General features: G+C 68.9%; 22 protein-coding genes. 12 read left to right on the top strand and 10 right to left on the bottom strand.

All coding sequences use genetic code 11. The annotated features are described in order from the left end of the window. The first annotated feature begins 263 nt into the window (after positions 1-263). Positions 264-1,856, top strand: coding sequence for a YifB family Mg chelatase-like AAA ATPase (locus tag FOB47_RS11550; RefSeq protein WP_174781143.1), 1,593 nt, complete (start codon positions 264-266; stop codon positions 1,854-1,856). Between the two features lie 401 nt (positions 1,857-2,257). On the opposite strand, the gene FOB47_RS11545 is transcribed toward FOB47_RS11550, so the two are convergent. The 3 genes from FOB47_RS11545 to FOB47_RS11535 form a co-directional block, all read right to left on the bottom strand. Continuing rightward, positions 2,258-2,917, bottom strand: coding sequence for a LysE family transporter (locus FOB47_RS11545; RefSeq protein WP_174781142.1), 660 nt, complete (start codon positions 2,915-2,917; stop codon positions 2,258-2,260). A 142-nt stretch (positions 2,918-3,059) separates the two neighbouring features. Beyond that, the gene (locus FOB47_RS11540; protein WP_053820993.1) at positions 3,060-4,433 is read right to left on the bottom strand and encodes an MFS transporter; all 1,374 of its coding nucleotides are present in this window, start codon (positions 4,431-4,433) and stop codon (positions 3,060-3,062) included. Further along, positions 4,433-5,017, bottom strand: a complete 585-nt coding sequence (locus FOB47_RS11535; RefSeq protein ID WP_174781141.1) for a hypothetical protein — start codon at positions 5,015-5,017, stop codon at positions 4,433-4,435. Before FOB47_RS11535 ends, FOB47_RS11540 begins: the two co-directional genes overlap by 1 nt. A 214-nt stretch (positions 5,018-5,231) precedes the next feature. Between FOB47_RS11535 and FOB47_RS11530 the strand changes: the two genes are divergently transcribed. From FOB47_RS11530 to FOB47_RS11485, 10 genes are all read left to right on the top strand, one after another. Then, the gene (locus FOB47_RS11530; protein WP_174782400.1) at positions 5,232-5,708 is read left to right on the top strand and encodes a thioredoxin fold domain-containing protein; all 477 of its coding nucleotides are present in this window, start codon (positions 5,232-5,234) and stop codon (positions 5,706-5,708) included. Positions 5,709-5,788: 80 nt separating this feature from the next. Beyond that, complete coding sequence (locus FOB47_RS11525; RefSeq protein WP_174781140.1) at positions 5,789-6,334, top strand: TlpA disulfide reductase family protein; 546 nt, start codon at positions 5,789-5,791, stop codon at positions 6,332-6,334. 284 nt (positions 6,335-6,618) lie between these two features. Beyond that, positions 6,619-8,736 (top strand): ATP-dependent helicase, encoded by a 2,118-nt coding sequence (locus tag FOB47_RS11520; protein ID WP_244959404.1) that lies wholly within the window; start codon positions 6,619-6,621, stop codon positions 8,734-8,736. A gap of 222 nt (positions 8,737-8,958) precedes the next feature. Next, positions 8,959-9,279: a (2Fe-2S) ferredoxin domain-containing protein gene (locus FOB47_RS11515; RefSeq protein ID WP_006578238.1), complete on the top strand. Its 321-nt coding sequence runs from the start codon at positions 8,959-8,961 to the stop codon at positions 9,277-9,279. 70 nt (positions 9,280-9,349) lie between these two features. Then, the gene (locus FOB47_RS11510; RefSeq protein ID WP_053820989.1) at positions 9,350-9,994 is read left to right on the top strand and encodes an alpha/beta hydrolase; all 645 of its coding nucleotides are present in this window, start codon (positions 9,350-9,352) and stop codon (positions 9,992-9,994) included. Between the two features lie 114 nt (positions 9,995-10,108). Continuing rightward, entirely contained in the window at positions 10,109-11,314 is a 1,206-nt protein-coding gene (locus FOB47_RS11505; protein WP_174781138.1) for a D-alanyl-D-alanine carboxypeptidase family protein, read from the top strand. 23 nt (positions 11,315-11,337) lie between these two features. Then, positions 11,338-11,628: a DUF493 family protein gene (locus FOB47_RS11500; RefSeq protein ID WP_053820987.1), complete on the top strand. Its 291-nt coding sequence runs from the start codon at positions 11,338-11,340 to the stop codon at positions 11,626-11,628. A 199-nt stretch (positions 11,629-11,827) separates the two neighbouring features. Further along, entirely contained in the window at positions 11,828-13,030 is a 1,203-nt protein-coding gene (locus FOB47_RS11495) for a class I SAM-dependent rRNA methyltransferase (protein ID WP_053820986.1), read from the top strand. Between the two features lie 325 nt (positions 13,031-13,355). Further along, positions 13,356-14,333, top strand: a complete 978-nt coding sequence (locus tag FOB47_RS11490) for an NAD(P)H-dependent flavin oxidoreductase (protein ID WP_174781137.1) — start codon at positions 13,356-13,358, stop codon at positions 14,331-14,333. 18 nt (positions 14,334-14,351) lie between these two features. Continuing rightward, positions 14,352-14,867: a YbaN family protein gene (locus tag FOB47_RS11485; RefSeq protein ID WP_226994818.1), complete on the top strand. Its 516-nt coding sequence runs from the start codon at positions 14,352-14,354 to the stop codon at positions 14,865-14,867. Positions 14,868-14,887: 20 nt separating this feature from the next. Here FOB47_RS11485 and FOB47_RS11480 read toward each other — a convergent pair whose 3' ends face one another. From FOB47_RS11480 to FOB47_RS11450, 7 genes are all read right to left on the bottom strand, one after another. Continuing rightward, a complete protein-coding gene (locus FOB47_RS11480; RefSeq protein WP_174781136.1) occupies positions 14,888-16,135 on the bottom strand; it encodes a phenylacetate--CoA ligase family protein in 1,248 nt (415 codons plus the stop codon). A 112-nt stretch (positions 16,136-16,247) separates the two neighbouring features. Further along, positions 16,248-17,063: an ABC transporter ATP-binding protein gene (locus FOB47_RS11475; protein WP_006578243.1), complete on the bottom strand. Its 816-nt coding sequence runs from the start codon at positions 17,061-17,063 to the stop codon at positions 16,248-16,250. A 106-nt stretch (positions 17,064-17,169) separates the two neighbouring features. Then, a complete protein-coding gene (locus FOB47_RS11470) occupies positions 17,170-18,507 on the bottom strand; it encodes an ABC transporter substrate-binding protein (protein WP_151023406.1) in 1,338 nt (445 codons plus the stop codon). 94 nt (positions 18,508-18,601) lie between these two features. Continuing rightward, the gene (locus FOB47_RS11465) at positions 18,602-19,678 is read right to left on the bottom strand and encodes a branched-chain amino acid ABC transporter permease (RefSeq protein WP_006578244.1); all 1,077 of its coding nucleotides are present in this window, start codon (positions 19,676-19,678) and stop codon (positions 18,602-18,604) included. Between the two features lie 42 nt (positions 19,679-19,720). Next, positions 19,721-20,635, bottom strand: a complete 915-nt coding sequence (locus FOB47_RS11460; protein WP_053820983.1) for a branched-chain amino acid ABC transporter permease — start codon at positions 20,633-20,635, stop codon at positions 19,721-19,723. A 55-nt stretch (positions 20,636-20,690) separates the two neighbouring features. Beyond that, the gene (locus FOB47_RS11455; protein WP_174781135.1) at positions 20,691-21,638 is read right to left on the bottom strand and encodes an ABC transporter ATP-binding protein; all 948 of its coding nucleotides are present in this window, start codon (positions 21,636-21,638) and stop codon (positions 20,691-20,693) included. Between the two features lie 13 nt (positions 21,639-21,651). Beyond that, positions 21,652-23,661: an AMP-dependent synthetase/ligase gene (locus FOB47_RS11450; protein ID WP_174781134.1), complete on the bottom strand. Its 2,010-nt coding sequence runs from the start codon at positions 23,659-23,661 to the stop codon at positions 21,652-21,654. Between the two features lie 258 nt (positions 23,662-23,919). On the opposite strand from FOB47_RS11450, the gene FOB47_RS11445 reads away from it, so the two are divergent. Then, positions 23,920-24,588 (top strand): Crp/Fnr family transcriptional regulator, encoded by a 669-nt coding sequence (locus FOB47_RS11445; protein ID WP_053820980.1) that lies wholly within the window; start codon positions 23,920-23,922, stop codon positions 24,586-24,588. Positions 24,589-24,591 lie beyond the last annotated feature (3 nt).

Below are 24,591 nucleotides of genomic sequence, written 5' to 3'. Positions count from 1 at the left end.
GTCTCGGCCACTTCGGTGCCGGGCTCGACCACGCCGGAACCGGGCACCGGGCCGACGAACCCGGGGCTGGCTGGCTGAGCGCGCCAGACCCACGTCACGCGAAGGCCGCCGGGCAACCGGCGGCCTTCTGCGTTTACGGCGGCGTTAATAGATCTGCGACATGCACGGCAATGCGCGCGGCGAGATGCCCGCCGGCATGCCGGATCGTTCCCCCGGCTTGCGCCTTCCATCCGCTTCGTCCAACCCTCTCCTGGTCCCTTCCCATGCACCTCGCCGTCCTGCGCAGCCGCGCGCTGACCGGCATCGACGCGCCGCCGGTCTCGGTCGAAATCCATCTGGCCAATGGCCTGCCGGCCTTCGCCATCGTCGGTCTCGCGGAGACAGAGGTGCGCGAGAGCCGCGAGCGCGTACGCGCGGCGATCCTGAACTGCGGCTTCGAATTTCCGAACCGCCGCATCACGGTCAATCTGGCGCCCGCCGATCTGCCCAAGGAATCGGGCCGCTTCGACCTGGCGATCGCGCTCGGCATCCTCGCCGCCAGCGGGCAGATCCCGGCGCCGGCGCTGGACGGCTACGAGTTCGCCGCCGAGCTGTCGCTGTCGGGCATGCTGCGGCCGGTGCGCGGCGCGCTGGCGATGGCGATGGGACTGGCGCGCGAGCAGGCGGCCGGAGCCGGAGCCGCAGCCGCAGCCGGAGCAGCAGCAAGAGCTGGGACAGGGACCAATGCCAGCGCCGCCGCTCGCGCCTTCGTGGTCGCGGCCGGCAACGGCGCCGAGGCCGCGCTGGTCGAGTCGGTCACGGTGCTGGCGGCCGCCTCGCTGCCCGAGGTCTGCGCGCACCTGGCCCGCACCGGCCCGCCGCTGGCGCGGGCCCGGCCCGGAGCGACGGCACCCTTGGCCGGTTCGCCCGCCGGCATGCCGGACATGCGCGACGTCCGCGGCCAGGGGCAGGCGCGCCGCGCGATGGAGGTGGCGGCCGCGGGCCAGCACTCCGCCTTGCTGATCGGGCCGCCCGGCACCGGCAAGTCGATGCTGGCGCAGCGCTTTCCCGGGCTGCTGCCGCCGATGACGCTGCAGGAGGCGCTCGAATCGGCCGCGGTGCTGAGCCTGACCGGCGCCGGCTTCCACACCGAGCGCTGGGGCCGCCGGCCGTTCCGCTCGCCCCACCATACCGCCTCGGCGGCCGCGATGGTCGGCGGTGGCGGCGATCCGCGCCCCGGCGAGATTTCGCTGGCGCATCACGGCGTGCTGTTCCTCGACGAGTTGCCCGAGTTCGAGCGGCGCGTGCTGGAGGTCCTGCGCGAGCCGCTGGAGTCGGGCCGCATCACGATCTCGCGTGCGGGCCGGCAGGCCGACTTCCCGGCACGCTTCCAGTTCGTCGCGGCGATGAACCCCTGCCCCTGCGGCTACCAGGGCCATCCGGCCCGCGCCTGCCGCTGTACGCCCGACCAGGTGCTGCGCTACCAGTCGCGGCTGTCCGGGCCGCTGCTGGACCGGATCGATCTGCAGATCGAAGTGCCGGCGCAAAGCCAGCAGGACACGCTGGATGGCCCGCCCGGCGAGGACAGCGCGGCGATCCGCGCGCGCGTGCTGGCCGCCCGGGCGCGGCAGCTCGAACGGCAGGGCAAACCCAACGGGGAACTGGCGGGACAGGAGATCGAGCGGCATTGCCCGCTCGACGAGCAGGCGCAGGGGCTGCTGCGCGCCGCGATGGCACGGCTGGGCTGGTCGGCGCGTTCGTACTTTCGCGTGCTGAAGGTCGCGCGGACCATTGCGGACCTGGGCGGCGCGGATTTCATCGGCACGGCGCACGCCGCGGAGGCCGTGCAGTATCGGCGGGTATTGCGCCCGGTTTAATGGCTCAGGGCCGCCATCGGCTGCCCTCTCCCGCTGGCGGGAGAGGGTCGGGGGAGAGGGAACGGGCGGTCGCCCTATCGACGCCGCCGGTCATTCAATCGCCCTTGCCCTCTCCCCGCTCCTCTCCCACATGTGGGAGAGGGAGTGAACCGGCGCGGTGGCGGCGCATTGCGGTACATCAAGCCGGAAGTCGCGCTTCAGGCGGCTCGCCCGGCGGTTCCGGCTCCTCCTCGATCGGCGGGTGATCGGGCGGCACGCCAGGCGGCGGCGGGTCTTCTATTGGCGGAACGGTATGGTCGATATGGTCGGCACGGCGCGGCATCGGTCGGCTCCAGGGGCGAGGTAACCACCATTGAAGCAAACCGGCCGGGGGATCGCCAGCCGGCGCGGTCCGACGGCGTTCAGCCCGGCTGGCGCCGCACGAAGAACAGCGCCGCGCCGACCGCCATCAGCACGCTGCCGAACACGCGGTTCTGCCAGCGCATCGCGCGCGCATCGCGGAACAGCCCTTGCATGCGCGAGGCCAGCAGCGCGTAGCCGTGCATCACGATCAGGTCGACCGCGCACATCGTCACGGCCAGGATTGCCAGCTGCGGCGCCAGCGGCCGGCCCGCATCGATGAACTGCGGCAGCACCGCGACCATGAAGACGATGCCCTTCGGATTGGTGACATTGGTCAGCAGGCCGGTGGCGAACCGCCGGCGCGGACTCATCGCGGCCACGCGGATGCCGCCCGGCGCCTCGCCCTCGCCGTTCGCGCCGCCCGGCTCCTGCTCGACGCGCGCGCGCCATTGCTGCACGCCCAGATAGATCAGATACAGCGCGCCCACCGTCTTGACCGCGGCGAACGCATGTTCGGACGCGATCAGCAGCGCGCCGAGCCCGCCGCCGGCGACCAGCAGCACGATCAGCAGCCCGGTCTGCAGTCCTAGGATCGTCGTGGTGGTCCTGCGCAGCCCATAGGACAGTCCGTGGCTCATCGACAGCACGGCCCCAGAGCCCGGCGAGACCGCGATCGCCCAGCAGGCCGCGAAATAGGCGAGCCAGATTTCCCAACGCATGATTTGCTCCTTCCTGTTTTTTTCCTGAGCCCGAATCTCTTCAAACCTTCGGGCCTATCCACACTACGGACCTTTCCAACCCCCGACCTTTCCAAACCCGGACCGTTCAAACCCGCCGGATCATGGGAAACGCCGGCGGCATTCAGGCGGCCGCGCGCCGCCACAACCGCGGCACCAGCGCATACCAGAGATAGCCGACGAGCTGCAGCGCCAGCAGCCCGCCCAATGCCGCGCGGAAGGCGTCGGCCTGCGGCAGCCCGGCGTCGCGGAACAGATCGATCGCGACACCCAGCCCCCACTGGATCAGGAAGCTGCCGCCGAACACCAGCAGGTTGTAGGTGGTATTGGCGCGCCCGGCCACCTCGGCGGGAAACGCCAGGCTCAGCGTGCTCAGGATCAGCGACAGCGTGCTCGCGCACATCGCCAGCAGCGGCCACAGCAGCCACGCCGCCGGCGCGGTCCAGGCGACGATCGCCGCCTGCAGCACCAGTGTCAGCCCGGCGCCGATCATCACCAGCCGCGCGGATTCGACCGGGTCGCGCGCGCGCCGCGGTGCCAGCCAGCCCAGCAGCAGATAGCCGGCCAGCAGCGCGATATTGAACAGGAACAGGATCTGCGCGGTGCGGTCCGGCCCGAAGCCCAGCACGTCGACCAGCCAGGGGCCGACCCACAGCGTCTGCACCGCCATGAAGCCGGCCTGGTTCAGCAGCCCGAAGGGCAGCACGCGGACGAAGGCGGGGTGGCGCAGCAGCGCGCGATAGCCGCCGGCCATCGCCGCGGGCGCCGGCGCCATGCCGGTCGCGCCGGCGGTTCCGATGTCGGCCGCGATATTGGCGGGCTGCGCCGACGCGCTGACGGGCTGCCCCCCGCGCGCCAGCCGCGCGCTGCGCCGCTCGACCCGGGCGAGCCCCCGATACAGCGCCAGCGCCGACGCCAGCAGCAGGCCCGCCATCACCAGGAACACGCCGCGCCAGCCCAGCCATGGCAGCACCGCCTGCACCGGCAGCGTCGTCATCAGCGCGCCGCCGCTGCCGGCGACCAGCATCCAGACCGACAGCTGGCTCTGCCTCGCGGTCGGAAACCAGCGGCGATAGGCGGTATAGGAAGCCATCAGGCAGGCCGACACCCCGGCGCCGATCAGCGCCCGCCCCAGCCACAAGGTCGCCGCCGAGCCGGCCAGCGCGAACACCAGCGCGCCCACCGCCGCGACCAGCAGCAGCACCGTTTCGACGCGGCGCACGCCGCGCCGGTCCAGCCACTGGCCGACGGGCAGCTGCATCGCGGCGAAGGCGAGGAAATAGGCCGACGACAGCAGGCCCAGATCGGCGTTCGACAGCCGCAGGTCGGCGATCAGCTCGGGGGCGATCACCGCGTTGATGGTGCGCAGCGCGTACGACAGCACATAGGCGGCCGCGAAGCAGGCGAACACCAGCGCGCCCTCGCCCCGGCGCAGCAGCGCGGATGGGCGCATGGACAGGCCGATGCGGGTGCTGCGCGGACCGGGACGGGAAGGCATCAGAACGGGTGGAAGCCGGCCAGGAACTGCTCGACCTGCTCGGCCTGGCGCTGGTCGCGCGCGGCATCGCCGGCTTCGAGCACGACCGCCTGGTAGACCTTGGTGCCCTTGGCGACCAGCCGTGCGGTCAGCCGGCGCGGCGCCTTGTCCTGCGGCGACACCGCGGCGACGCGGATTTCGATGGCCGGCAGCGCCACCGGCGGCTGGGCCGACGACATCACCGTGACCGCGCGCATCTGTACCGGCTCGATTGGCGCGTTGCCCAGATTGGCCAGCAGACCGGACTGCATCGCCGACAGCGCCTCGGCGCGCAGCGCGGCGTCGTCGCTGGGCAGCGTGACCACGCCAACCGCGAACAGCGTCTCGTCGACGCGGGCCGCTTCCATCGTCATCGGCAGCTTGCGGCCCGCGATCGCGACATCGCGCGCGGCGCTGGTCGGCTTGCGGGGATAGAGCGCGGCGTACCCGCCCTCGTTGGACTGGATGGTCCGCCAGTCGTAGCGCGGCGAGCAGGCCAGCAGCGCGGCCACCGCCAGGCCGGCGCAACACCGGGCCGGCCGGCGGAGGAACGAAAGGCGAGACATCGAAAGCGGGATCGGACGGGTGAACGAAGGACGGCCCAAAAAAGAGGGACCATGCGCCGCCCCGGCAGCGGGGCGGCCAAGCCGCTATTATCGGGGATCAGGCACTGGCGCAGTGTCTTTCTCTTCTCGATATTTCATTATGCTTTTCGACTTCGCAGCTCGCCGCATCGGTCCGGCATGGCCTCGGGGCTCGAGCTTGGCGTGGCTTGCCGGCATGCCGGTGGCCGCCTTGGCGCTCGCCTGGGCCCTCGCCGCAGCCGCCCCGCCGGCACGGGCGGCGAGTCCCGCGCACCTGCCCGCTGTCAGCGACCTGGCGGCGGAAACCCGCGCGGCCAGCCGGCGCGGCGAACCGCTGGTGGTGCTGGTGACGCTGCCGGACTGCGGCTATTGCGAGGCGGTGCGGCGCAACTATCTGGGCCCACAGGCCGCCGCCGGGCAACTCGTCGCGCACGAGCTCGACATGAGCGCGGCGACGCCGATCCGCGATGCCGACGGCCGTGCCACCACCGCCCGTGCCTGGGCGCGCGAGCACGGCATCCGCTTCGCGCCGACGGTGCTGTTCCTCGACGGACGCGGCCGGCCGGCCGCGCCGCCGCTGCGCGGCATGCAGCCGGACTTCTACGGCGCCTATCTGGAGCAGTCGCTCGATACCGCGCGCGCCGCGATGGCGGCCGGGGCCGGCGCGCGCTGAGCCCGCCCCCGCCAGCGCTCGGGCGCCATCGGCCGCCGCGGCGCTAGAATGGCGTTTTCCCCTCCTTCGGTCGGCCCATCATGACTTCGTCCGCCTCCCAACCGGAACGTCCCGCCTCTGCCCGCAAGCGCTGGCCGCTGATCGTGGGCCTGCTGGTGCTGGTCCTGCTCGGCTGGTTCGGCTACCGCGCGCTGACCCCGGCGCGGCAAGCGCCGCAGGCGACCTTCGTGCTGCTGTCCGGCGAGCGCGTCAGCACCGCGCAGCTGCAGGGCAAGGTCTATATGGTCAACTTCTGGGCCACCAGCTGCACCACCTGCGTCAAGGAGATGCCTGACATGGTGCGCACCTATCGGCAGTTCAAGGACAAGGGCCTCGAGTTCGTCGCCGTGGCGATGAGCTATGACCCGCCGATGTATGTGACCAATTTCACCGAGACGCGCAAGCTGCCGTTCAAGGTCGCGCTCGATTCGGACGGCTCCGCGGCCAAGGCGTTCGGCGACGTGCAGCTGACGCCGACCACCTTCGTGGTGGACAAGGACGGCCGCATCCTGAAGCGCTACGTTGGCGAGCCGGAGTGGGACAGCCTGCACAAGCTGCTGGATCAGGCGTTGGGCAAGGCGGTTTGATGCGCTGACAGGGAAGGGGCGGCTGCGGTATGCCGGCGCCGCTTCCCCTCTCCCCAACCCTCTCCGACAAGCGGAAGAGAGAGAACCCCGCAGGCACTCGGCAAGGCTGCCGGTTGGCTCCCCTCGCCCGCTTGCCGGTGAGGCGCAGTGGGAGAGGGCAACTCGGGCGTCACCACAGCAAAAGCGCCCTTCTCGCCCCTTCAACGATCCCCCGCTTGCCCAATACATCTGTATGGATATACAGTCTGCGGCGAACATTTCCGGTTTTCGCCCTCGCCTGCCCCGTGTCCGTCGATCTCGCCCTCGCTCCTGCCGCCGCCCAGTCCGACCCGGCTGACCCGGTCGACTATCTCGCCGCCCTCAATCCCGAGCAGCGTGAAGCGGTCGAGCACCCGACCGACCAGCCGCTGCTGATCATCGCCGGCGCAGGCTCGGGCAAGACCAATACGCTGGCGCACCGCGTCGCGCATCTGCTGCTGGGCGGCGCCGATCCGCGCCGCATCCTGCTGCTGACGTTCTCTCGGCGCGCCGCGGTCGAGATGGGCCGGCGTGTCGAGCGCATCGTCGACCAGGCCTTCGCCGCCCGCAACGGCACCACCTCGTCGGCCAATCCCGGCCGCGCCGCGCTGCAATGGGCCGGCACCTTCCACGCGATCGGCGCGCGCCTGCTGCGCGAATACGCGGAAACGCTGGGCCTGTCGCCCTCCTTCACGATCAGCGACCGCGGCGATTCCGCCGACCTGATCAACGTGGTGCGGCACGACCTCGGCCTGTCGGCGCAGAACGCGCGCTTCCCCCGGAAGGAAACCTGCCTGGCGATCTATTCGCGCGTGGTCAACACGCAGTTGCCGCTCGAAGAGGTGCTGCAGCGGCAGTTCCCCCGCTACGCGATGTGGGTCGACGCGCTGCGCACGCTGTTCGCCGGCTATGTCGAGGCCAAGCAGAAGCAGCAGGTGCTCGACTACGACGACCTGCTGCTGTACTGGGCGCAGGCGCTGGCCGAGCCGGCGCTGGCGCGCGACATGGGCGAGCGCTTCGACCACGTGCTGGTCGACGAATACCAGGACACCAATGCGCTGCAGGCGGCGATCCTGCTGTCGCTCAAGCCCGACGGCCGCGGCCTGACCGTGGTCGGCGACGATGCGCAATCGATCTACGCGTTCCGCGGCGCCACCGTGCGCAATATCCTCGACTTCCCGCACCGCTTCTCGCCGCCGGCGGGACAGGTCACGCTGTCGCGCAACTACCGCTCGACGCAGCCGATCCTGGCCGCGGCCAACGCGGTGATCGGGCTGGCCGCCGAGCGCTTTACCAAGGACCTGTGGTCCGACCGCGCCAGCGCCGAGAAGCCGGGCGTGGTGGTGGTCAACGACGAGACCGAGCAGGCGCGCTTCGTGGTCGAGCGCATCCTGGCGCGGCGCGAGGAAGGGCTGGCGCTGATGGCGCAGGCGGTGCTGTTCCGCGCCGCCGACCACAGCGCGCAGCTCGAACTGGAGCTGGTCCGCCGCAACATCCCGTTCGTCAAGTTCGGCGGGCTCAAATTCCTGGAGTCAACCCACGTCAAGGACATGCTCGCGGTGCTGCGCTGGCTCGAGAATCCGCGCGACCGCATGGCGGGCTTTCGCACGCTGCAGCTGATGCCGGGTGTCGGACCGAAGACCGCGGCGCGCGTGCTCGACGGGCTGGAGCTCGCCAACGATCCGCTGTTCGCGCTCGAATCGTTCGAAGCGCCGGCGGCCGCCGCGCACGCCTGGACGGAACTGGTCGCGCTGGCGCGCGAGGCGATGGCGCCGGCGGCGGCGTGGCCGGTCGACTTCGAGCGCGTGCTGCGCTGGTACGAACCGCATCTGGAGCGGCTGCACGACGATGCCGCCGCGCGTGCCGCCGACCTGCAGCAGCTGGCGCGCATCGCCGCGACCTACGGCTCGCGCGAACGCTTCCTGACCGAGCTGACGCTGGACCCGCCCGACGCCTCCAGCGACGAATCGGGCGTGCCGCTGCGCGACGAGGACTACCTGATCCTGTCGACGATCCATTCGGCCAAGGGCCAGGAGTGGAAGGCGGTCTACGTGCTGAACGCGGTCGACGGCTGCCTGCCCTCCGACCTGGCCACCGGCACCACCGAGGAGATCGAGGAGGAGCGCCGGCTGCTCTATGTCGCGATGACCCGCGCGCGCGACCATCTCGACATCGTGGTGCCGCAGCGCTTCTACGTGCACCAGCAGCCCGGCATGGGCGACCGCCACGTGTATGCGTCGCGCACGCGCTTCCTGCCCAATCGCGTGATGCCGCATTTCCACAGCCGCGCGTGGCCGCCGCCTCCGCCGGTCGATGCGGCGCCCCTGCGCGCCTCTCTGCCGGCGGTCGACCTCGCCGCGCGGATGCGCAATATGTGGCGATGAGGGAGGCGCAGCCGGCAGCGGCCCCTCCGCCGCTCGCCACGAGGGCGCCAGGCCGACGCATTCTGTGGCCCATAGCTAACTCGCGCCATCGCGCCGCGCTGCAGGCGCCGCCATGCGGTCGAAACGGCCCCCGGCTCGCCGTATAATTCCGAGCTTCCCACCGTTCCGACCGGCGCCAAGCCGCGCGCGCGGCCCAGCCGAGCGCGCCGCGCCCTCCCACGCATGAGCAGCTACTACCAGCACCACGTCTTCTTCTGCCTGAATCAGCGCGAGCCGGGCGAAAACTGCTGCGCCAACCACAACGCCAAGGCGATGCAGGAATACGCCAAGAAGCGCTGCAAGGAGCTGGGCATCGCCGGCGGCGAGGGCCGGGTGCGGATCAACAAGGCCGGCTGCCTGAACCGCTGTGAACTCGGTCCGGTACTGGTGGTCTACCCGGAGGCCGTTTGGTACACATTCGTCGACGAGCAGGACATCGACGAAATCATCGACAGCCATCTGATCCACGGCAAGCCGGTCGAACGCCTGATGGTGGATCGCTGAGCGCCGCGCTCGGCCGCATCCGCCGCCATCCGCTGCCCGCTTTCGTTCCCGGATTTCCGCCCTTCCTGCCATGAACGCGCATACCCAGGTACTCACCGTTGCCGGTCCCGCCGGCGCGATCGACGTCTCGGTCGACCTGCCGCAGGCCGCCCCGGTGCGCGGCCTCGCGCTGGTCGGCCATCCGCATCCGCTGTTCGGCGGCACCAAGGACAACAAGGTCGCGCAGACGCTGGCGCGCGCCTTCGTGCAGCTGGGCTACGCCACCGTGCGGCCGAACTTCCGCGGGGTCGGCGGCACCGCCGGCGAGCACGACAACGGCCAGGGCGAGCAGGACGATCTGCTGGCGGTGATCGAGTGGATGCGCCAGCAGCGCGACTGGTCCGCCGACGCGGCCACGCTGCCGCTGGCGCTGGCCGGCTTCTCGTTCGGCAGCTTCGTCGTCAGCCATGTGGCGCGGCGCCTGGCCGAGGCCGGCACGCCCGCCGAGCGGCTGGCGATGGTCGGCACCGCGGCTTCGCGCTGGCAGGTCGCGCAGGTGCCCGCCGATACCATCGTGATCCACGGCGAGCAGGACGAGACCGTGCCGCTCGCCAGCGTGCTCGACTGGGCGCGGCCGCAGGAACTGCCGGTCACGGTCATTCCCGGCGCCGATCATTTCTTCCATCGCAAGCTGCACCTGATCAAGCAGCTCGTCGTCAATGCGTGGCAGCGCTGAGCCCGGGCATTGAGCGGGCGGCCACGGCGATCCGTGGCCGCCGCTCCTTGCCCCGCCGCCACGCCCGCGTGGCGGCGCGACGCTGCCCTTTCTCTCTTGTCGGAACCTGAAAACATGTTCAATCAAGCTTCGCCGCTGTTCTCCCACCGCATCGCCCATACCCTGCTGGCCAGCGCCGCCGTGCTCGCGCTCGCCAGCGCACCGCTGACGGTGCGCGCGCAGGCCGTGCCGATGCCGCAGGTGGCAGCCAAGGCGTGGATGCTCTATGACGTCACCAGCGGCCAGGCGCTCGGCTCGCAGAATGCCGACGCCCGCATCGAGCCGGCTTCGCTGACCAAGATCATGACCGCCTACCTGGCCTTCCAGGCGCTGAAGGAAAAGCGCCTGACGCTGGACCAGGCGGTGGTGCCGACCAATCTCGTGCTGAAGGTCAAGAGCGACGAGTCGCGCATGTTCATCGAGCCGAACAAGCCGGTCACGGTGCAGGACCTGCTGATGGGCCTGATCGTGCAGTCGGGCAACGACGCCGCGCTGGCGCTGGCCGAGGCGGTCGGCGGCTCGGAGGAAGGCTTTGTCGCGATGATGAACCGCGAGGCCCAGCGCATGGGCATGAAGAGCACGCATTTCACGAATACCGACGGCATTCCCGACCCGAACCACTACACCACCGCGGCGGACCTGGCGATCCTGACGACGCGCCTGATCCAGGACTTCCCCGAGTACTACGGCATGTACTCGCAAAAGGAGTTCACCTATAACAAGATCAAGCAGCCCAACCGCAACCGCCTGCTGTACATCGATTCGACCGTGGACGGCGTCAAGACCGGCCACACCCGCTCGGCGGGCTACTGCCTGATCTCCTCGGCCAAGCGCCCGCTGGCCAACGTGCCGAATGGCTCGCGCCGGCTGATCTCGATCGTGATCGGCACCACCAGCGAACAGGTCCGCACGCAGGAAAGCCTGAAGGTGCTGAACTACGGCTTCCAGTTCTTCGACACGCTGCGCCTCTACGACAAGGGCCAGGTGCTGGCCACGCCGGACATCTACAAGGGCAAGAACGACTCGATCAAGATCGGCGTCCGCGACGAGACCTACGTGACCGTGCCCAAGGGCACCGCGGGCCGTCTGAAGCCGGTGCTGGAGCGTCAGGAGCTGCTGGTGGCGCCGATTTCGGCGGGCCAGCAGGTCGGCACCGTCAAGCTGATGGACGGCACCACCAAGGTGGCGGAATTCCCGGTGGTCGCGCTGGAGGAGGTGCCGGAGGCCGGCTTCTTCGGCCGCATCTGGGACACCATCCGCCTGTGGTTCAAGCGCAAGTAACACGCAACAAGGAGGCCGCCGCCATGAGCGCCGACAACACCGACAACGGGCGCGACCAGCCTTCGCTGATCGAATACCCGAGCGATTTCCCCATCAAGGTGATGGGCGCGATGCAGGACGGCTTCGCCGAGGCCATCGTCACGCTGGTGCAGGAATTCGACCCGGGCTTTCATGCCGGCAAGATGGAGATGCGCCCGTCGCGCAACGGCAACTATCTTGGCCTGACCGTGACGGTCTGGGTCACCAGCCGCGAGCAGCTCGACGACCTGTATCGCGCGCTGACCGCGCATCCGATGGTCAAGGTGGTGCTGTAACGCGACGCGGACGCCGGCTACGGCCGGCGGAGCCTGTCCCTTTTGCACCGTCCCTTTTGCGCCGTCCCGCTTGCGCCTCCCCGTTTGCACCGTCCCGTTTCCACCGTGCCCTCTCTCCGGCATGTCCCGCAGGCCGGAGAGGAGCGAACCGCGCGGTGAACCCGAAGGCCGCCGATGCGCGGCCTCCCTTCCCTGAATCATGAATACGCTGACCCTGAAGCCCGGCAAGGAGAAGTCCCTGCTGCGCCGCCATCCCTGGATCTATGCGACCGGCGTCGACCGCGTCGAGGGCCGCGCCGAGCCAGGCGCCACCATCACCGTACGCGCCGCCGACGGCCGCTTTCTCGCCAAGGCCGCCTACAGCCCGCACTCGCAGATCCGCGCGCGGGTCTGGACCTTCGACGAGAACGAGCCGGTCGACCATGCGCTGATCAAGCGCCGCGTCGCCGCCGCGGTCGCGCATCGCCGCCAGTGGGTCAGCGACAGCGACGCGGTACGGCTGGTGTTCGGCGAGGCCGACCGGCTGCCCGGGCTGGTGGTCGACTACTACGGCGCCGGGCGCGGTGCCGAGCAGGCGCAACTGGTCTGCCAGTTCAATGCGGCCGGCGTCGAGCAGTGGAAGGACGCGATCGTGCAGGCACTGGTCAGGGAGACCGGTTGCCCCAACGTCTACGAGCGCTCCGACGCCGCGGTGCGCGAGCGCGAAGGGCTGGAACTGGTGACCGGCGTGCTGGCCGGCGCCGAGCCCGATCCCGAGCTGTCGGTCACCGAACACGGCGTGCGCTACTACGTCGATGTCCGCAACGGCCACAAGACCGGCTTCTATGTCGACCAGCGCGACAACCGCAAGCTGGTCGGCGACCTCGCCGAAGGGCGCGAGGTACTGAACTGCTTCTGCTACACCGGCGGCTTCTCGCTGGCGGCGCTGCGCGGCGGCGCGGCGTCGGTCGTGTCGATCGATTCGTCGGGCGAGGCGCTGAAGATTGCCGAGGGCAATGTCGCGCTGAACGGCTTCGATGCGGGCCGTGCGACCTGGCTCGACGCGGACGTGTTCAAGTCGCTGCGGCAGTTCCGCGCCGAGGGCCGGCAGTTCGACCTGATCGTGCTGGATCCGCCCAAGTTCGCGCCGTCGGCCCAGCATATCGACCGCGCCGCGCGCGCCTACAAGGAAATCAATCTGGTCGGCATGCAGCTGCTGCGGCCAGGCGGTCTGCTGTTCACCTATTCATGCTCGGGCGCGATCGGCATGGAGCTGTTCCACAAGATCGTGGCCGGCGCCGCCACCGACGCGCGCGTCGATGCGCGCATCCTGCGGCGGCTGTCTGCCGGCACCGACCATCCGATGCTGGCGGCCTTCCCCGAGGGCGAATATCTGAAGGGTCTGCTGCTGCAGCGGGTGTAGGCACGTCCGGGCGCAATCCGTTGCACCGACGCTATTGCCGCTTCACCGAGACGTCACCGGGTCGTCCCCGGATCGTCATATTGCCGCTCTACCATGCCGTTGACGGTTCCGGCATTGGCAGGTGCCCGCCGTCGATGTATCAGTCTTCGTGGTAATTGCCCCGCCCCGGACGCGGGGCTTTTTTTTGGTTCATCGCCGATTACCGGGCGCTAGACTAGGGCCTCTACCGTTGCGCTACCGTCGCCTCGCGCAAGTTTTCTATAATCGAACGATCGTTCAGAAAAACGCCGATGCCGCGCATCGCTTCCGAGGTTCAGGAGACACCATGCCCGCCGCCAAACAGATTCCCGCCGTCCTGCAGAACCTGACGCTGCCCGTGATCGCGTCGCCGATGTTCATCGTCAGCTATCCCGAACTGGTGCTGGCGCAATGCAAGGCCGGCATCGTCGGTTCGTTTCCGGCGCTGAATGCGCGCCCCGCCGAGCTGCTCGACGAATGGCTGACGCAGATGCAGCAGGAACTGGCGGCGTTCCGCGCGGCCAACCCCGACGCCACGGTCGGGCCCATTGCGGTCAACCAGATCGTGCACGCGTCGAATGCGCGGCTGGAGCAGGACGTGCGCGTCTGCGTCGAGCACAAGGTGCCGATCTTCATCACCTCGCTGCGCGCGCCGGTCAAGGAGATGATCGACGCGGTGCACAGCTATGGCGGCATCGTGCTGCACGACGTGATCAACCTGCGCCATGCCGAGAAGGCGATCGAGGCCGGCGTCGACGGCCTGATCCTGGTCGCGGCCGGTGCCGGCGGGCATGCCGGCACGCTGTCGCCGTTCGCGCTGGTGGGCGAGGTGCGGCGCATCTTCGACGGCCCGATCGCGCTGTCGGGCTCGATCGCCACCGGCGACGCGGTGCTGGCCGCGCAGGCGATGGGCGCCGACTTCGCCTATGTCGGCACGCGCTTCATCGCCTCGCAGGAAGCGCATGCCAGCGAAGCGTACAAGCGCTCGATCACCGATGCGGCCGCCGCGGACATCGTCTACACCAACCTGTTCACCGGCGTGCACGGCAACTACATCCGCGAGAGCATCCTCAATTCGGGGCTCGATCCGGAGAACCTGCCGCAGGCCGACAAGAGCAAGATGGATTTTTCCAGCGGCAGCTCGAAGGCGAAGGCGTGGAAGGACATCTGGGGCGCGGGCCAGGGCGTGGGGCAGATCGACGCGATCGCGTCGGCCGGCGAGATTGTCGCGCGGATGAAGGCCGAGTACGATGCGGCCAAGGCGCGCCTGTGCGCCACCTGCTGACCGTCGCCGCCACCGCGGATGCGGTCGTCCCCGCAGACCGCTGGAGATTCCCCGCTGGATAAACCCCCTGTCGTCATTGCCGAGGTCCGGCGCAGCCGCCGCGAACGCGTCATCCGCGCGGCCTGGGCCACGCTCGGCATCGTCTGCATGGTGCTGGCGGTGCTCGGCATCTTCCTGCCGGTGCTGCCCGCCACGCCGTTCGTGCTGCTGGCCGCGGCCTGCTTCGCGCGCGGCTCGGAACGCTTCCACGACTGGCTGATGAGCCATCCCCGGCTCGGGCCGATCGTGCACGACTGGCAGCGCCATCGCAGCATCCCGCTGCGCGCCAAGATCCTGGCGATCGGAACGATGTGGATCTCGCTGCCGACCACGGCCTGGCTGCTGCGCGCCAGGCCGGTGTTCTCGATTGCGCTGCTGGTGCTCGGCGCGGTGGCGACCGCCTATCTGCTGTACCTGCCGACACGGCCGCGCGGCGGCTATGGGCCGGCATCGGGCACGCGGTCCAGCGAGCCGGAACCGCCGCGGCGGCGCTGACTTCGCTTGGCCTACCGCGCTCAGTCGTAGCTGCGCGCGTCCTCGATGACCTTGCCGTCTTGCGGCAGGGAACCGGCCGGCACGAACTTCACCTCGCCCTTGAGCCGCATCACGTCGCGCATCGACACGGCGATCGCATCGGCCAGCCCTTGATCGTCGCGCGTGGCGTCGCAATGCAGCGTCATCACGTCGGCGCCCGGCGCGCCGGTGACCACCAGCCGCGCGGCGCGCAGCTCGGGATGGCGGCGCATCACCTCGCCGATCTGGCCGGGATGGACGAACATCCCCTTGACCTTGGTAGTCTGGTCGGCGCGGCCCAGCCAGCCGCGCAGCCGGATATTGGTGCGCCCGCAGGGGCTCGGCGTCGTCGACGAGCCCGGCACGACCGCGGACAGATCGCCGGTGCCGAAGCGGATCAGCGGATAGTCCTCGTTGCCCAGCACCGTGACCACCACCTCGCCGACCTCGCCCTCCGGCATCGGCCGCGTGCCGCCCGGTTCGACGATCTCGACCAGCACGCCCTCGTCGACCACCCAGCCGTCGCCGCCGTCGCTTTCATAGGCGATCAGCCCGACATCGGCGGTGCCGTACATCTGGTGCACCTTGATGCCGCGCTCGACGAACCAGGCGCGCAGCGAAGGCGGCAGCGCCTCGCCCGACACCAGTGCCTTGGCCAGGCTGCACGGCTGGCCGAGCTCGGCGCCGCGTTCGAGCAGGATCTTCAGGAACGACGGCGTGCCGGCGTAGGCCGCGGGCCGCAGCATCGACAGCGCCTGCACCTGCGATTCGGTCTGGCCGACGCCGGCCGGGAACACGCAGCAGCCCAGCCGGTGCGCGCCGGTTTCCATCATCATGCCGGCCGGCGTGAAGTGATAGGAGAAGGTGTTGTAGACCAGCTCGCCGCGGCGAAAGCCTGCGGCGAACATCGCGCGCGCGGTGCGCCACCAGTCGGGCCCGTGGCCGTCGGGTTCATGCAGCGGCCCCGGCGATTGGTAGATATGGCGCAGCGCGCCGAGCGGCGTCGCGTTGAGCCCGCCGAGCGGAGCGCTGGCCTGCTGCAGCGCTCCGAGCTGCGCCTTGCGCGTGACCGGCAGCGCGGCCAGCGCCTCGCGCGTGGTCAGCGCCTGCGGATCGACATCGCGCAGCGCCTCGGCGAAGTACGGCGCGTGCGTCCTGGCATGCGCGACCTGGCGCGACAGCGCGGCCATCAGGGCCTGTTCGCGCGCGGCGGGATCGCGCGTCTCGAGAGCGTCGAAGTATTCGGACATGGTGACGGATGTCGGTAAGGATGGGTGCCGGGCGATACCGGATACGGCCGCGGCTGGGCAAGGCAAGTTGCCGGCGCCGATCGCCGCGCGGGCCAGCCGGTCCGCGCGCCGCTCAGGCGAGCCAGCGCTTGCGCCGGCGGTAGCTCTTGACGTCGCGGAACGACTTGCGGCCGCCGCCGTCGGCATCGTTGGCGGCCACGCCGAGGTAGAACTCCTTGACGTCCTCGTTGGTGCGCAGCGCCTCGGCGGCGCCGTCCATCACCACGCGGCCGTTCTCGAGGATGTAGCCGTAGTCCGCATAGCGCAGCGCGACCATCGTGTTCTGCTCGGCCAGCAGGAAGCTGACGCGCTCGCGCTGGTTCAGGTCGCGCACGATCTCGAAGATCTCCTCGACGATCTGCGGCGCCAGCCCCATCGACGGCTCGTCGAGCAGCACCATATTGGGCTTGGCCATCATGGCCCGGCCGATCGCGCACATCTGCTGCTCGCCGCCGGACGTATAGCCGGCCTGCGACTTGCGCCGGGTCTTCAGGCGCGGAAAGTAGGTGTAGATCTTGTCGAGCTCGTCGCGCGTTTCGCCGCGCGACAGTCCGCGCGTATAGGCGCCGGTCAGCAGGTTCTCCTCGATGGTCAGGTGGGCGAAGCAGTGGCGGCCTTCCATTACCTGGATCACGCCGCGCTTGACCAGATCGTTCGGCGTCAGCTGGTCCACGCGCGCGCCGCGGTATTCGATCGAGCCCTTGGTCACGTCGCCGCGCTCGGCGCGCAGCAGGTTCGAGATCGCCTTCAGCGTGGTGGTCTTGCCCGCCCCGTTGGCCCCCAGCAGCGCCACGATGCTGCCCTCCGGCACGTCGAGCGACACGCCCTTGAGCACCAGGATCACGTGGTCGTAGATCACTTCGATGTTGTTGATGGACAGCAGGGTCATGGTGGACCTCGGTAGTGATAGCGGGGCGCGGCGGTGTTCTCCCTCTCCCGCTCCGGGCGGGAGATCGGGAAGAGGGAGAACCCCTACGCAAGCTTCAAGATGCGCATCACGACTTCGCGCACGCCGGCGTGATGCCCTTCTCCTTCGCGTACTGCGCCGCGTTGGCCTTGAACAGCGGGTGGATCAGGCCCTTGTTGCCCTCGATCCAGTCCGACACCACGGTCCACTTGGCGCCGTCCCATTGCTGGATCTTGACCTTGCCCGAACCCTCGTGGTTTTCGCAGCTGGTCTTGATCTCCGGCAGCAGGCCGGTGGCGCCGAGCTGCTGCAGCCGCGCGTTGGTCAGGTTCAGGTTCTCGAAGGCCCAGCGCATCTGCTCGCCGCTCATCGGCTTGCCCTTGCCGAACTTGTTCTGCGCGACGCGAATGGCCTCGACCGTGACCACCGCCGCCGACACGCCGCGGTTGTACAGCACCGAGCCGATCTTGTTGCGGTCCTGCATATTGCCCTTGCCGCCGCCGTAGACCACCTTCTCGATATCGGCGATCAGGGGCACGCCCTTGCCGGCCACGTTCCAGGTCGCGCTCATGTAGCCCTTGGCGGCGTCGCCCGCGGGCACGGTGTCCTCCTCGGAGCCGGCCCACCACGAGCCGATCATCTTGTCGCGCGGATAGCCGACCTTCTGCGCTGCCTTCAGCGCGGTCTGGTTCATCACGCCCCAGCCCCAGAAGATCACGTAGTCGGGCCGCTCCTGGCGGATGCGCAGCCATTGCGCGCCCTGCTCGTTGCCCGGATGCGCGACCGGGATCTCGATCAGGTCGAACTTGCCGAGCCTGGCCTCGGCCTGCAGCGCGACGATCGGCTCCTTGCCGTAGGCAGAGTCGTGGTACAGGTAGACGATCTTCTTGCCGGCCAGCGAACCGCCGCTCTTGCCGGCCAGGTACTTGACGATCGCCGACACCTGCATCTGGTAGGTCGTCACCAGCGGGAAGGCGTAGGGGAACACCGAGCCGTCCACCGCATCGGTGCGGCCATAGCCCATCATCACCAGCGGCACCTTGTCGGCCGCGGTCTTGTCGACCAGCGCGTACGAGATGCCGGTCGACATCGAATGGTAGGCGGTGCCCTTGGTGGTCGGGTTCTTGCCCTTCAGGCGCTCATAGCATTCGACGCCCTTGGCGTTGTTGTACTCGGTCTCGCACTCTTCCCAGCTGAGCTTGACGCCGTTGACGCCGCCTTCCTTCAGATTGACGTAGTTCAGATAGTCGATAAAGCCGCCGTACCAGGACTGCCCGTTGGCGCCATACGGCCCGACCCGGTAGCTCGGCAGCGCGATGAACTGCTCGCCGCTCTGGGCCTGCGCCGGCAGCGCCGGCACCAGCAGCGCGGCGGCCGCGCCGACTGCCAGCGCGACGCGCTGGGCATTGCGAATCAGGTTGCTCATCACTGTCTCCTTCACCTTGGCAGGTGCATTGTTATGGCGTTGTTGTCCAACGACCCGTTTGCATGACACCGACGCGTGCCCCGTCGACACGGCGTCAATGCGGGAACGGCCACAGCCGCAGCTTCTCCTTGCCGATCTGCCACAGCCGAGCCAGGCCGTGCGGCTCGACGATCAGGAAGAAGATGATCAGGCCGCCGAACACCATCATCTGGATGTGCGAGACCGTCGCATTGGTGAACGGCAGGTGCAGCAGCGCGGCCAGCGGCGGCAGCATGTTGTCGAGCAGGATCGGCAGCAGCAGGATGAACGCGGCGCCGAGGAAGGAACCGAGGATGCTGCCGACGCCGCCGATGATGATCATGAACAGCACGCGGAACGACAGGTCCAGCGAGAAGCCGTCCGGCTCGACCGAACCCAGGTAGCAGAACGCATACAGCGCGCCCGCCACGCCGCAGTAGAACGAGCTGACGGCGAAGGCCAGCAGCTTGGTGCGCATCAGCGGGATGCCGATGACCTCGGCGGCCACGTCCATGTCGCGCACCGACATCCATGCGCGTCCGGTCGACGAGCGCACCAGGTTCTTGGCGATCAGCGCCAGCACCGTGACGATCGCCAGCACGAACAGGTACTTGCGCATCGGCGTGTCGATCGGCAGGCCGAACAGGTCCAGCTGCTGCGCGGTGATCACGCCCGACGAGCTGTTGTTCGAGAACCAGGGGAACTTGGTCAGCGCCCACACCACGAAGAACTGCGCGGCAAGTGTCGCCACCGCCAGATAGAAGCCCTTGATCCGCAGCGACGGCAGGCCGAAGGCCACGCCGACCAGCGCGGCCGACAGCCCGGCCAGCACGAACGTCAGCAGCACCGGCAGCCCCTCGATGCGCAGCTGGAAGTTGTACGCCGCGTAGGCGCCGACCGCCATGAAGGCCGCGGTGCCCAGCGACAGCTGGCCCGCGTAGCCGGTCAGGATGTTCAGCCCCAGCGCGGCCAGCGAGAAGATCAGGAAGGGGATCAGGATCGCCGAGAACCAGTACTCGCTGCCGATCAGCGGCACGCCGACGAAGGCGAGCGCGAGCAGCACGGCGAAGCCGATGCGGTCCTGCCGGATCGGAAAGATCTGGCTGTCGGCGACATAGTCGGTCTTGAACTGGCCGGCTTCACGATAGAACATGGGCGACTCCCTGGCGTCGTGCCGCTGGATCGTTGGGGACCGTCACACGCGGTCGATATGCTTTTCGCCGAACAGCCCTTCGGGCCGCACCAGCAGGAACAGCAGCGCGAACACATAGGGGAACCAGCCTTCGATGCCGCCGAAGTTGCCGCCGAACATCGACTGGAACACCGGCGGGATATAGATCTCGGCCAGCTTCTCGGAGGCGCCGATGATCAGCCCGCCGACGATCGCGCCCGGCACCGAGGTGAAGCCACCGAGGATCAGCACCGGCAGCGCCTTCAGCGCGGTCAGCGTCAGCGCGAATTGCACCCCATTGCGCGAGCCCCACAGCATGCCGGCCACCAGCGCGACGAAGCCGGCCACGCCCCAGACGATCGCCCAGATGTTCTGCAGCGGAATGCCCAGCGACAGCGCGGCCTGGTGGTCGTCCGCCACCGCGCGCAGCGCGCGGCCGACCTTGGTGTACTGGAAGAACAGCGCCAGCGTGGCGACCAGCACGCCGGCGATCGCCGCCGCGGCAAGGTCGAACTTCGAGATCACGATATTGAAGCGGGTCAGGATCGCCTCGATCGGCTCGTCGACGATGCCCAGCTGGATCGGCCGCACCTCGTTGCCGAACAGCAGCGGCCCCAGCCCTTCGAGGAAGAACGACAGGCCGATGGTCGCCATGAACAGCGTGATCGGCGGCTGGTTGACCAGCTTGCGCAGCACGAAGCGTTCGGTGCCGATGCCGACCAGCGTCATCACCAGGAAAGCGCCGATCACCGCCGCCCACATCGGCATGCCCTTGTCCATCAGCCCGACCACGGCCAGCGCGGCGAAATAGACCATCGCGCCCTGCGCGAAGTTGAACACGCCGGAGGCCTTGTAGATCAGCACGAAGCCGAGCGCCACCAGCGAGTACATCAGCCCGGACAGCAGTCCGCCGAGCAGGATTTCGAAGAAGAAGGTCATCGGCGTGGCCTCGGTGAAGGACGGGAGTCAGCGTTGCGCAAGTGGGCGATGCCGTTCAGTGCGTCGCGCCCAGGTAGGCGCGGATCACCTCGGGGTTGGACTTGACCTGCTCGGGCGTGCCGTCGCCGATCTTCTTGCCGTAGTCGAGCACCACCACGCGGTCGGAGATGTCCATCACCACGCCCATGTCATGCTCGATCAGCACGATCGTGGTGCCGAATTGCTGGTTGACGTCCAGGATGAAGCGGCACATGTCCTGCTTCTCCTCGACGTTCATGCCGGCCATCGGCTCGTCGAGCAGCAGCAGCGACGGCTCGGCCGCCAGCGCGCGCGCCAGTTCGACGCGCTTCTGCAGGCCGTAGGGCAGGCGCCCCACCGGCGTCTTGCGGATCGACTGGATCTCGAGGAAGTCGATCACCTCCTCGACCTTGCGCCGGTGCGCGATCTCCTCGTTGCGAGCGGGCCCCCACCACAGCGCGTTGGCCAGCAGACCGGAGCGAAAGCGTGTATTGCGTCCGGTCATGATGTTGTCGAGCACGGTCATGCCCTTGAACAACGCGATGTTCTGGAAGGTACGGGCGATGCCCTGGCGCGCGGCGGCGGTCGGATTCATCTTGCGCCGCTCCTCGCCGCGGAACACGATGCGGCCCTGCTGCGGGTGATAGACGCCGTTGATCACGTTCAGCATCGAACTCTTGCCGGCGCCGTTCGGGCCGATGATCGCGCGGATCTCGTGCTCGCGCACGTCGAACGAGATATCGGTCAGCGCCTTGACGCCGCCGAACGACAGCGAGATATGCTGCAGGTCGAGGATCACCTCGCCATGCCGCGTCGCTGTCGCCCCTGTCGCACGCTGGTTCGACTTCGACTCCGCCTCGATCGCCACGCCGCCTTCGGCCAGCGGCTCTCCGGCCGCGCTGGTCCCCGCACCCGGCCCCGCGCCCGCCCATTCAGGCGAGCCGTCGGCCCGCCGCTCCACGCCTTGCCACGCCATCTGCGTCATCCTCCTGCCCCTGCTATGCCGCTTGCTCGGCGGGCGCTGCCGCGCCGGCCTGCGTTGCCGCCGCGGCCTGCGCCGCTCCCGCCGGCGGGAAGCGCCGGGCATCCACCAGCTTCAGCGTCGCGCTGACGCTGCCCTCGCGCCCGTCCTCGAACTTGACGCGCGTCTCGATGAACTGCTCCGCGCGTCCGGCATACAGCGCGTCGATCAGCACGCCGTACTTCTCCGCGATGAAGCCGCGCCGCACCTTGCGCGTGCGCGTCAGCTCGTCGTCGTCGGGGTCGAGCTCCTTGTGCAGGATCAGGAAGCGCGCGATCTGCGAGCCGGACAGCGCCGGATCCTTGGCGAGGTCCGCATTGACCTGCTCCACGCATTCGGTGATCAGCTCGATCACCTGCGGCTGCGCGGCCAGGTCGATATAGCCCGCGTACGGCAGATGGCGCCGTTCGGCCCAGTTGCCGACCGCCTCGAAATCGATGTTGACGAAGGCGCAGACGCGGTCGCGGCCGGTGCCGAAGGCCACCGCCTCCTTGATGTAGGGGAAGAACTTGAGCTTGTTCTCGATGTACTTGGGCGCGAACATCGAGCCGTCGGCCAGCTTGCCGACGTCCTTGGCGCGATCGATGATCTTCAGATGGCCGTCGGCGTCGATCACGCCGGCGTCGCCCGTCATGAAGTAGCCCTCGTCGTTGATCGCCTCGCGCGTCGCATCGTCGCGCTTGTAATAGGCCTTCAGCAGCCCCACGCCGCGCACCAGCACCTCGCCGTTCTCGGCGATGCGGATCTCCATGCCGGGCGCGGCCGGGCCGACCGAGTCGAACTTGACCTGGCCGTCGGGCTGCAGGCAGACATAGGCGCAGGTCTCGGTCTGGCCATAGAACTGCTTCAGGTTGATGCCGATCGAGCGATAGAAGCGGAACAGGTCCGGGCCGATCGCCTCGCCCGCGGTATAGGCCACGCGGATCCGGCTCATGCCGAGCACGTTGCGCAGCGGGCCGTAGACCAGCCATTCGCCCAGCGCGTAGCGCATCCGTTCGCCCAGCGGCACCGGGCGGCGATCGAGGATGTCGGCGCCGCAGCGGCGCGCCACCGCCATGGCCCAATCGAACAGCTTGCGCTTGACCCAGCCGGCGTCCTCCATGCGGATCATCACCTGGGTCAGCAGGCTTTCGTAGATGCGGGGCGGCGCGAAGTAGTAGGTCGGGCCGATCTCGCGCAGATCCGTCATCACGGTCTCGCGCGACTCGGGGCAATTGACGGTGAAGCCCGCGGCCAGCGCCTGCGCGTACGAGAACAGGTTGTCGCCGACCCAGGCCATCGGCAGGTACGACAGCACGTCGTCGTCGGGGCCGAGCCGGTCGAATTCGCAGCCGTGCATCGCCGCGCCGATCAGCCCGCGATGCGAATGGCAGACGCCCTTGGGCTTGCCGGTGGTGCCCGAGGTGTACAGGATGATCGCGGTATCGTCCGGATCGCCGGCCGCCACGGCCTGGTCGAAGAAGCCCGGATGCGCGCGGTCGTATTCGCGGCCGATCTCCTGCAGGCGCTCGTACGACATCAGCGACGGATGGTCGTAGTCGCGCAGCCCGCGCGGGTCTTCGTAGATCAGATGGCGCACCGCACCGCCCTGCGCCGCCAGGTCCTGCTCGACCTCGAGCAGCTTGTCGACCTGCTCCTGGTCCTCGACCACCGCGAACGCGATTTCGGCGTCGCGCAGCACATAGACCATCTCGCTGGCGATCGCGTCCTGGTACAGCGGCACCGGCACGCCGCCCAGCGCCTGCGCGGCGGTCATGGCCCAGTACAGCCGGGGGCGATTGTCGCCGACCACCGCCAGGTTCATGCCGCGGCCGAAGCCGAGCGCGGCCAGCCCGCATGCCAGCGCGCGTACCTCTTGCGCCGCCTGCGACCAGCTGCTCGTCTGCCAGATACCGAGATCCTTCTCGCGATAGGCCGGATGATCCGGCCGCTGCTGCGCATGCGCCAGCAGCAGTCGCGGGAAGGTCGTTGCCGACCTGTCCTGCATCGCTGTCTCCTGTCCCTCCGGCGGGTGGGTTCCCGCCGGTGCCAAGCGCCGGTGCCGATCGTTATACTTGCCGCTGGTCGTCCGAAGGCCAGCAGGCCGCGGCGCGCCAGGGATATCGTGGCCGCGCTTCGTGCGCGGGTCGGTCCGTGGTGAACGTAAGATAGCCGATGCCCCTCCCCCCGGTTGTCACGTCGGTGACAATTCCGGGTTAATCCCTAGCGGAGTCCTTGCCGGACTCCCGACCGGAGCCTAGCAGGCATGCTCAACGACTTTCTGGACCGGTGCATCTGGGCCGCCGACCTCAGCGACGAACAGCGCCAGCGGGTGCGGCAGGCCATGTTCGTGCGCGAATACAACCCCGGCGACTACGTCTGCCACAAGGGCGAGATGGCCGAACACTGGCTCGGCGTACTGGAGGGGATCGTCAAGATCACGACGGTGTCGCCATCGGGCAAGTCGGTGACCTTCACCGGCGTGCCGACCGGCGGCTGGTTCGGCGAAGGGGCCGCGCTGAAGCACGAGATCCGCAAGTACGACGTGATGGCGCTGCGCCATTCGCGCATCGCCTTCCTGCCGCGCGAGACCTTCCAATGGCTGCTCGATACCAGCCTGCCGTTCACGCGCTTTCTGCTGACGCAGCTCAACGAGCGGCTCGGACAGTTCATCGCCGCGGTCGAATACGAACGGCTGCTCGATATCGACTCGCGCGTAGCGCGGGCGGTGTCGTCGCTGTTCAACGAGCACCTCTATCCCGGCATCGGCACCAAGCTGGAAATTTCGCAGGAAGAGATCGGACTGCTGGCCGGCATTTCGCGGCAGCGGGCGAACCAGGCCCTGAAGGTGTTGGAGCAGCAGGGCCTGGTTCGGGTCGACTATGGCGAGATCGAGGTGCTCGATCTCGAAGGATTGCGCCAGTACGGCGAATGAGGC

Source organism: Cupriavidus gilardii (genome assembly GCF_013347325.1).
GTDB lineage: Bacteria > Pseudomonadota > Gammaproteobacteria > Burkholderiales > Burkholderiaceae > Cupriavidus > Cupriavidus gilardii.
This window is presented reverse-complemented; position numbering and strand designations above follow the sequence as displayed.

What these genes read in the sequence shown, in the direction of transcription:
- FOB47_RS11475 (WP_006578243.1), bottom strand. Translation starts at nt 17,063, where the DNA reads ATGACCCTGCTGTCCATCAACAACATCGAAGTGATCTACGACCACGTG.
- FOB47_RS11485 (WP_226994818.1), top strand. Translation starts at nt 14,352, where the DNA reads ATGCGGTCGTCCCCGCAGACCGCTGGAGATTCCCCGCTGGATAAACCC.
- FOB47_RS11490 (WP_174781137.1), top strand. Translation starts at nt 13,356, where the DNA reads ATGCCCGCCGCCAAACAGATTCCCGCCGTCCTGCAGAACCTGACGCTG.
- FOB47_RS11535 (WP_174781141.1), bottom strand. Translation starts at nt 5,017, where the DNA reads ATGTCTCGCCTTTCGTTCCTCCGCCGGCCGGCCCGGTGTTGCGCCGGC.
- FOB47_RS11545 (WP_174781142.1), bottom strand. Translation starts at nt 2,917, where the DNA reads ATGCGTTGGGAAATCTGGCTCGCCTATTTCGCGGCCTGCTGGGCGATC.
- FOB47_RS11495 (WP_053820986.1), top strand. Translation starts at nt 11,828, where the DNA reads ATGAATACGCTGACCCTGAAGCCCGGCAAGGAGAAGTCCCTGCTGCGC.
- FOB47_RS11445 (WP_053820980.1), top strand. Translation starts at nt 23,920, where the DNA reads ATGCTCAACGACTTTCTGGACCGGTGCATCTGGGCCGCCGACCTCAGC.
- FOB47_RS11470 (WP_151023406.1), bottom strand. Translation starts at nt 18,507, where the DNA reads ATGAGCAACCTGATTCGCAATGCCCAGCGCGTCGCGCTGGCAGTCGGC.
- FOB47_RS11525 (WP_174781140.1), top strand. Translation starts at nt 5,789, where the DNA reads ATGACTTCGTCCGCCTCCCAACCGGAACGTCCCGCCTCTGCCCGCAAG.
- FOB47_RS11550 (WP_174781143.1), top strand. Translation starts at nt 264, where the DNA reads ATGCACCTCGCCGTCCTGCGCAGCCGCGCGCTGACCGGCATCGACGCG.
- FOB47_RS11450 (WP_174781134.1), bottom strand. Translation starts at nt 23,661, where the DNA reads ATGCAGGACAGGTCGGCAACGACCTTCCCGCGACTGCTGCTGGCGCAT.
- FOB47_RS11455 (WP_174781135.1), bottom strand. Translation starts at nt 21,638, where the DNA reads ATGACGCAGATGGCGTGGCAAGGCGTGGAGCGGCGGGCCGACGGCTCG.
- FOB47_RS11530 (WP_174782400.1), top strand. Translation starts at nt 5,232, where the DNA reads ATGCCGGTGGCCGCCTTGGCGCTCGCCTGGGCCCTCGCCGCAGCCGCC.
- FOB47_RS11500 (WP_053820987.1), top strand. Translation starts at nt 11,338, where the DNA reads ATGAGCGCCGACAACACCGACAACGGGCGCGACCAGCCTTCGCTGATC.
- FOB47_RS11515 (WP_006578238.1), top strand. Translation starts at nt 8,959, where the DNA reads ATGAGCAGCTACTACCAGCACCACGTCTTCTTCTGCCTGAATCAGCGC.
- FOB47_RS11540 (WP_053820993.1), bottom strand. Translation starts at nt 4,433, where the DNA reads ATGCCTTCCCGTCCCGGTCCGCGCAGCACCCGCATCGGCCTGTCCATG.
- FOB47_RS11465 (WP_006578244.1), bottom strand. Translation starts at nt 19,678, where the DNA reads ATGTTCTATCGTGAAGCCGGCCAGTTCAAGACCGACTATGTCGCCGAC.
- FOB47_RS11480 (WP_174781136.1), bottom strand. Translation starts at nt 16,135, where the DNA reads ATGTCCGAATACTTCGACGCTCTCGAGACGCGCGATCCCGCCGCGCGC.
- FOB47_RS11460 (WP_053820983.1), bottom strand. Translation starts at nt 20,635, where the DNA reads ATGACCTTCTTCTTCGAAATCCTGCTCGGCGGACTGCTGTCCGGGCTG.
- FOB47_RS11510 (WP_053820989.1), top strand. Translation starts at nt 9,350, where the DNA reads ATGAACGCGCATACCCAGGTACTCACCGTTGCCGGTCCCGCCGGCGCG.
- FOB47_RS11505 (WP_174781138.1), top strand. Translation starts at nt 10,109, where the DNA reads ATGTTCAATCAAGCTTCGCCGCTGTTCTCCCACCGCATCGCCCATACC.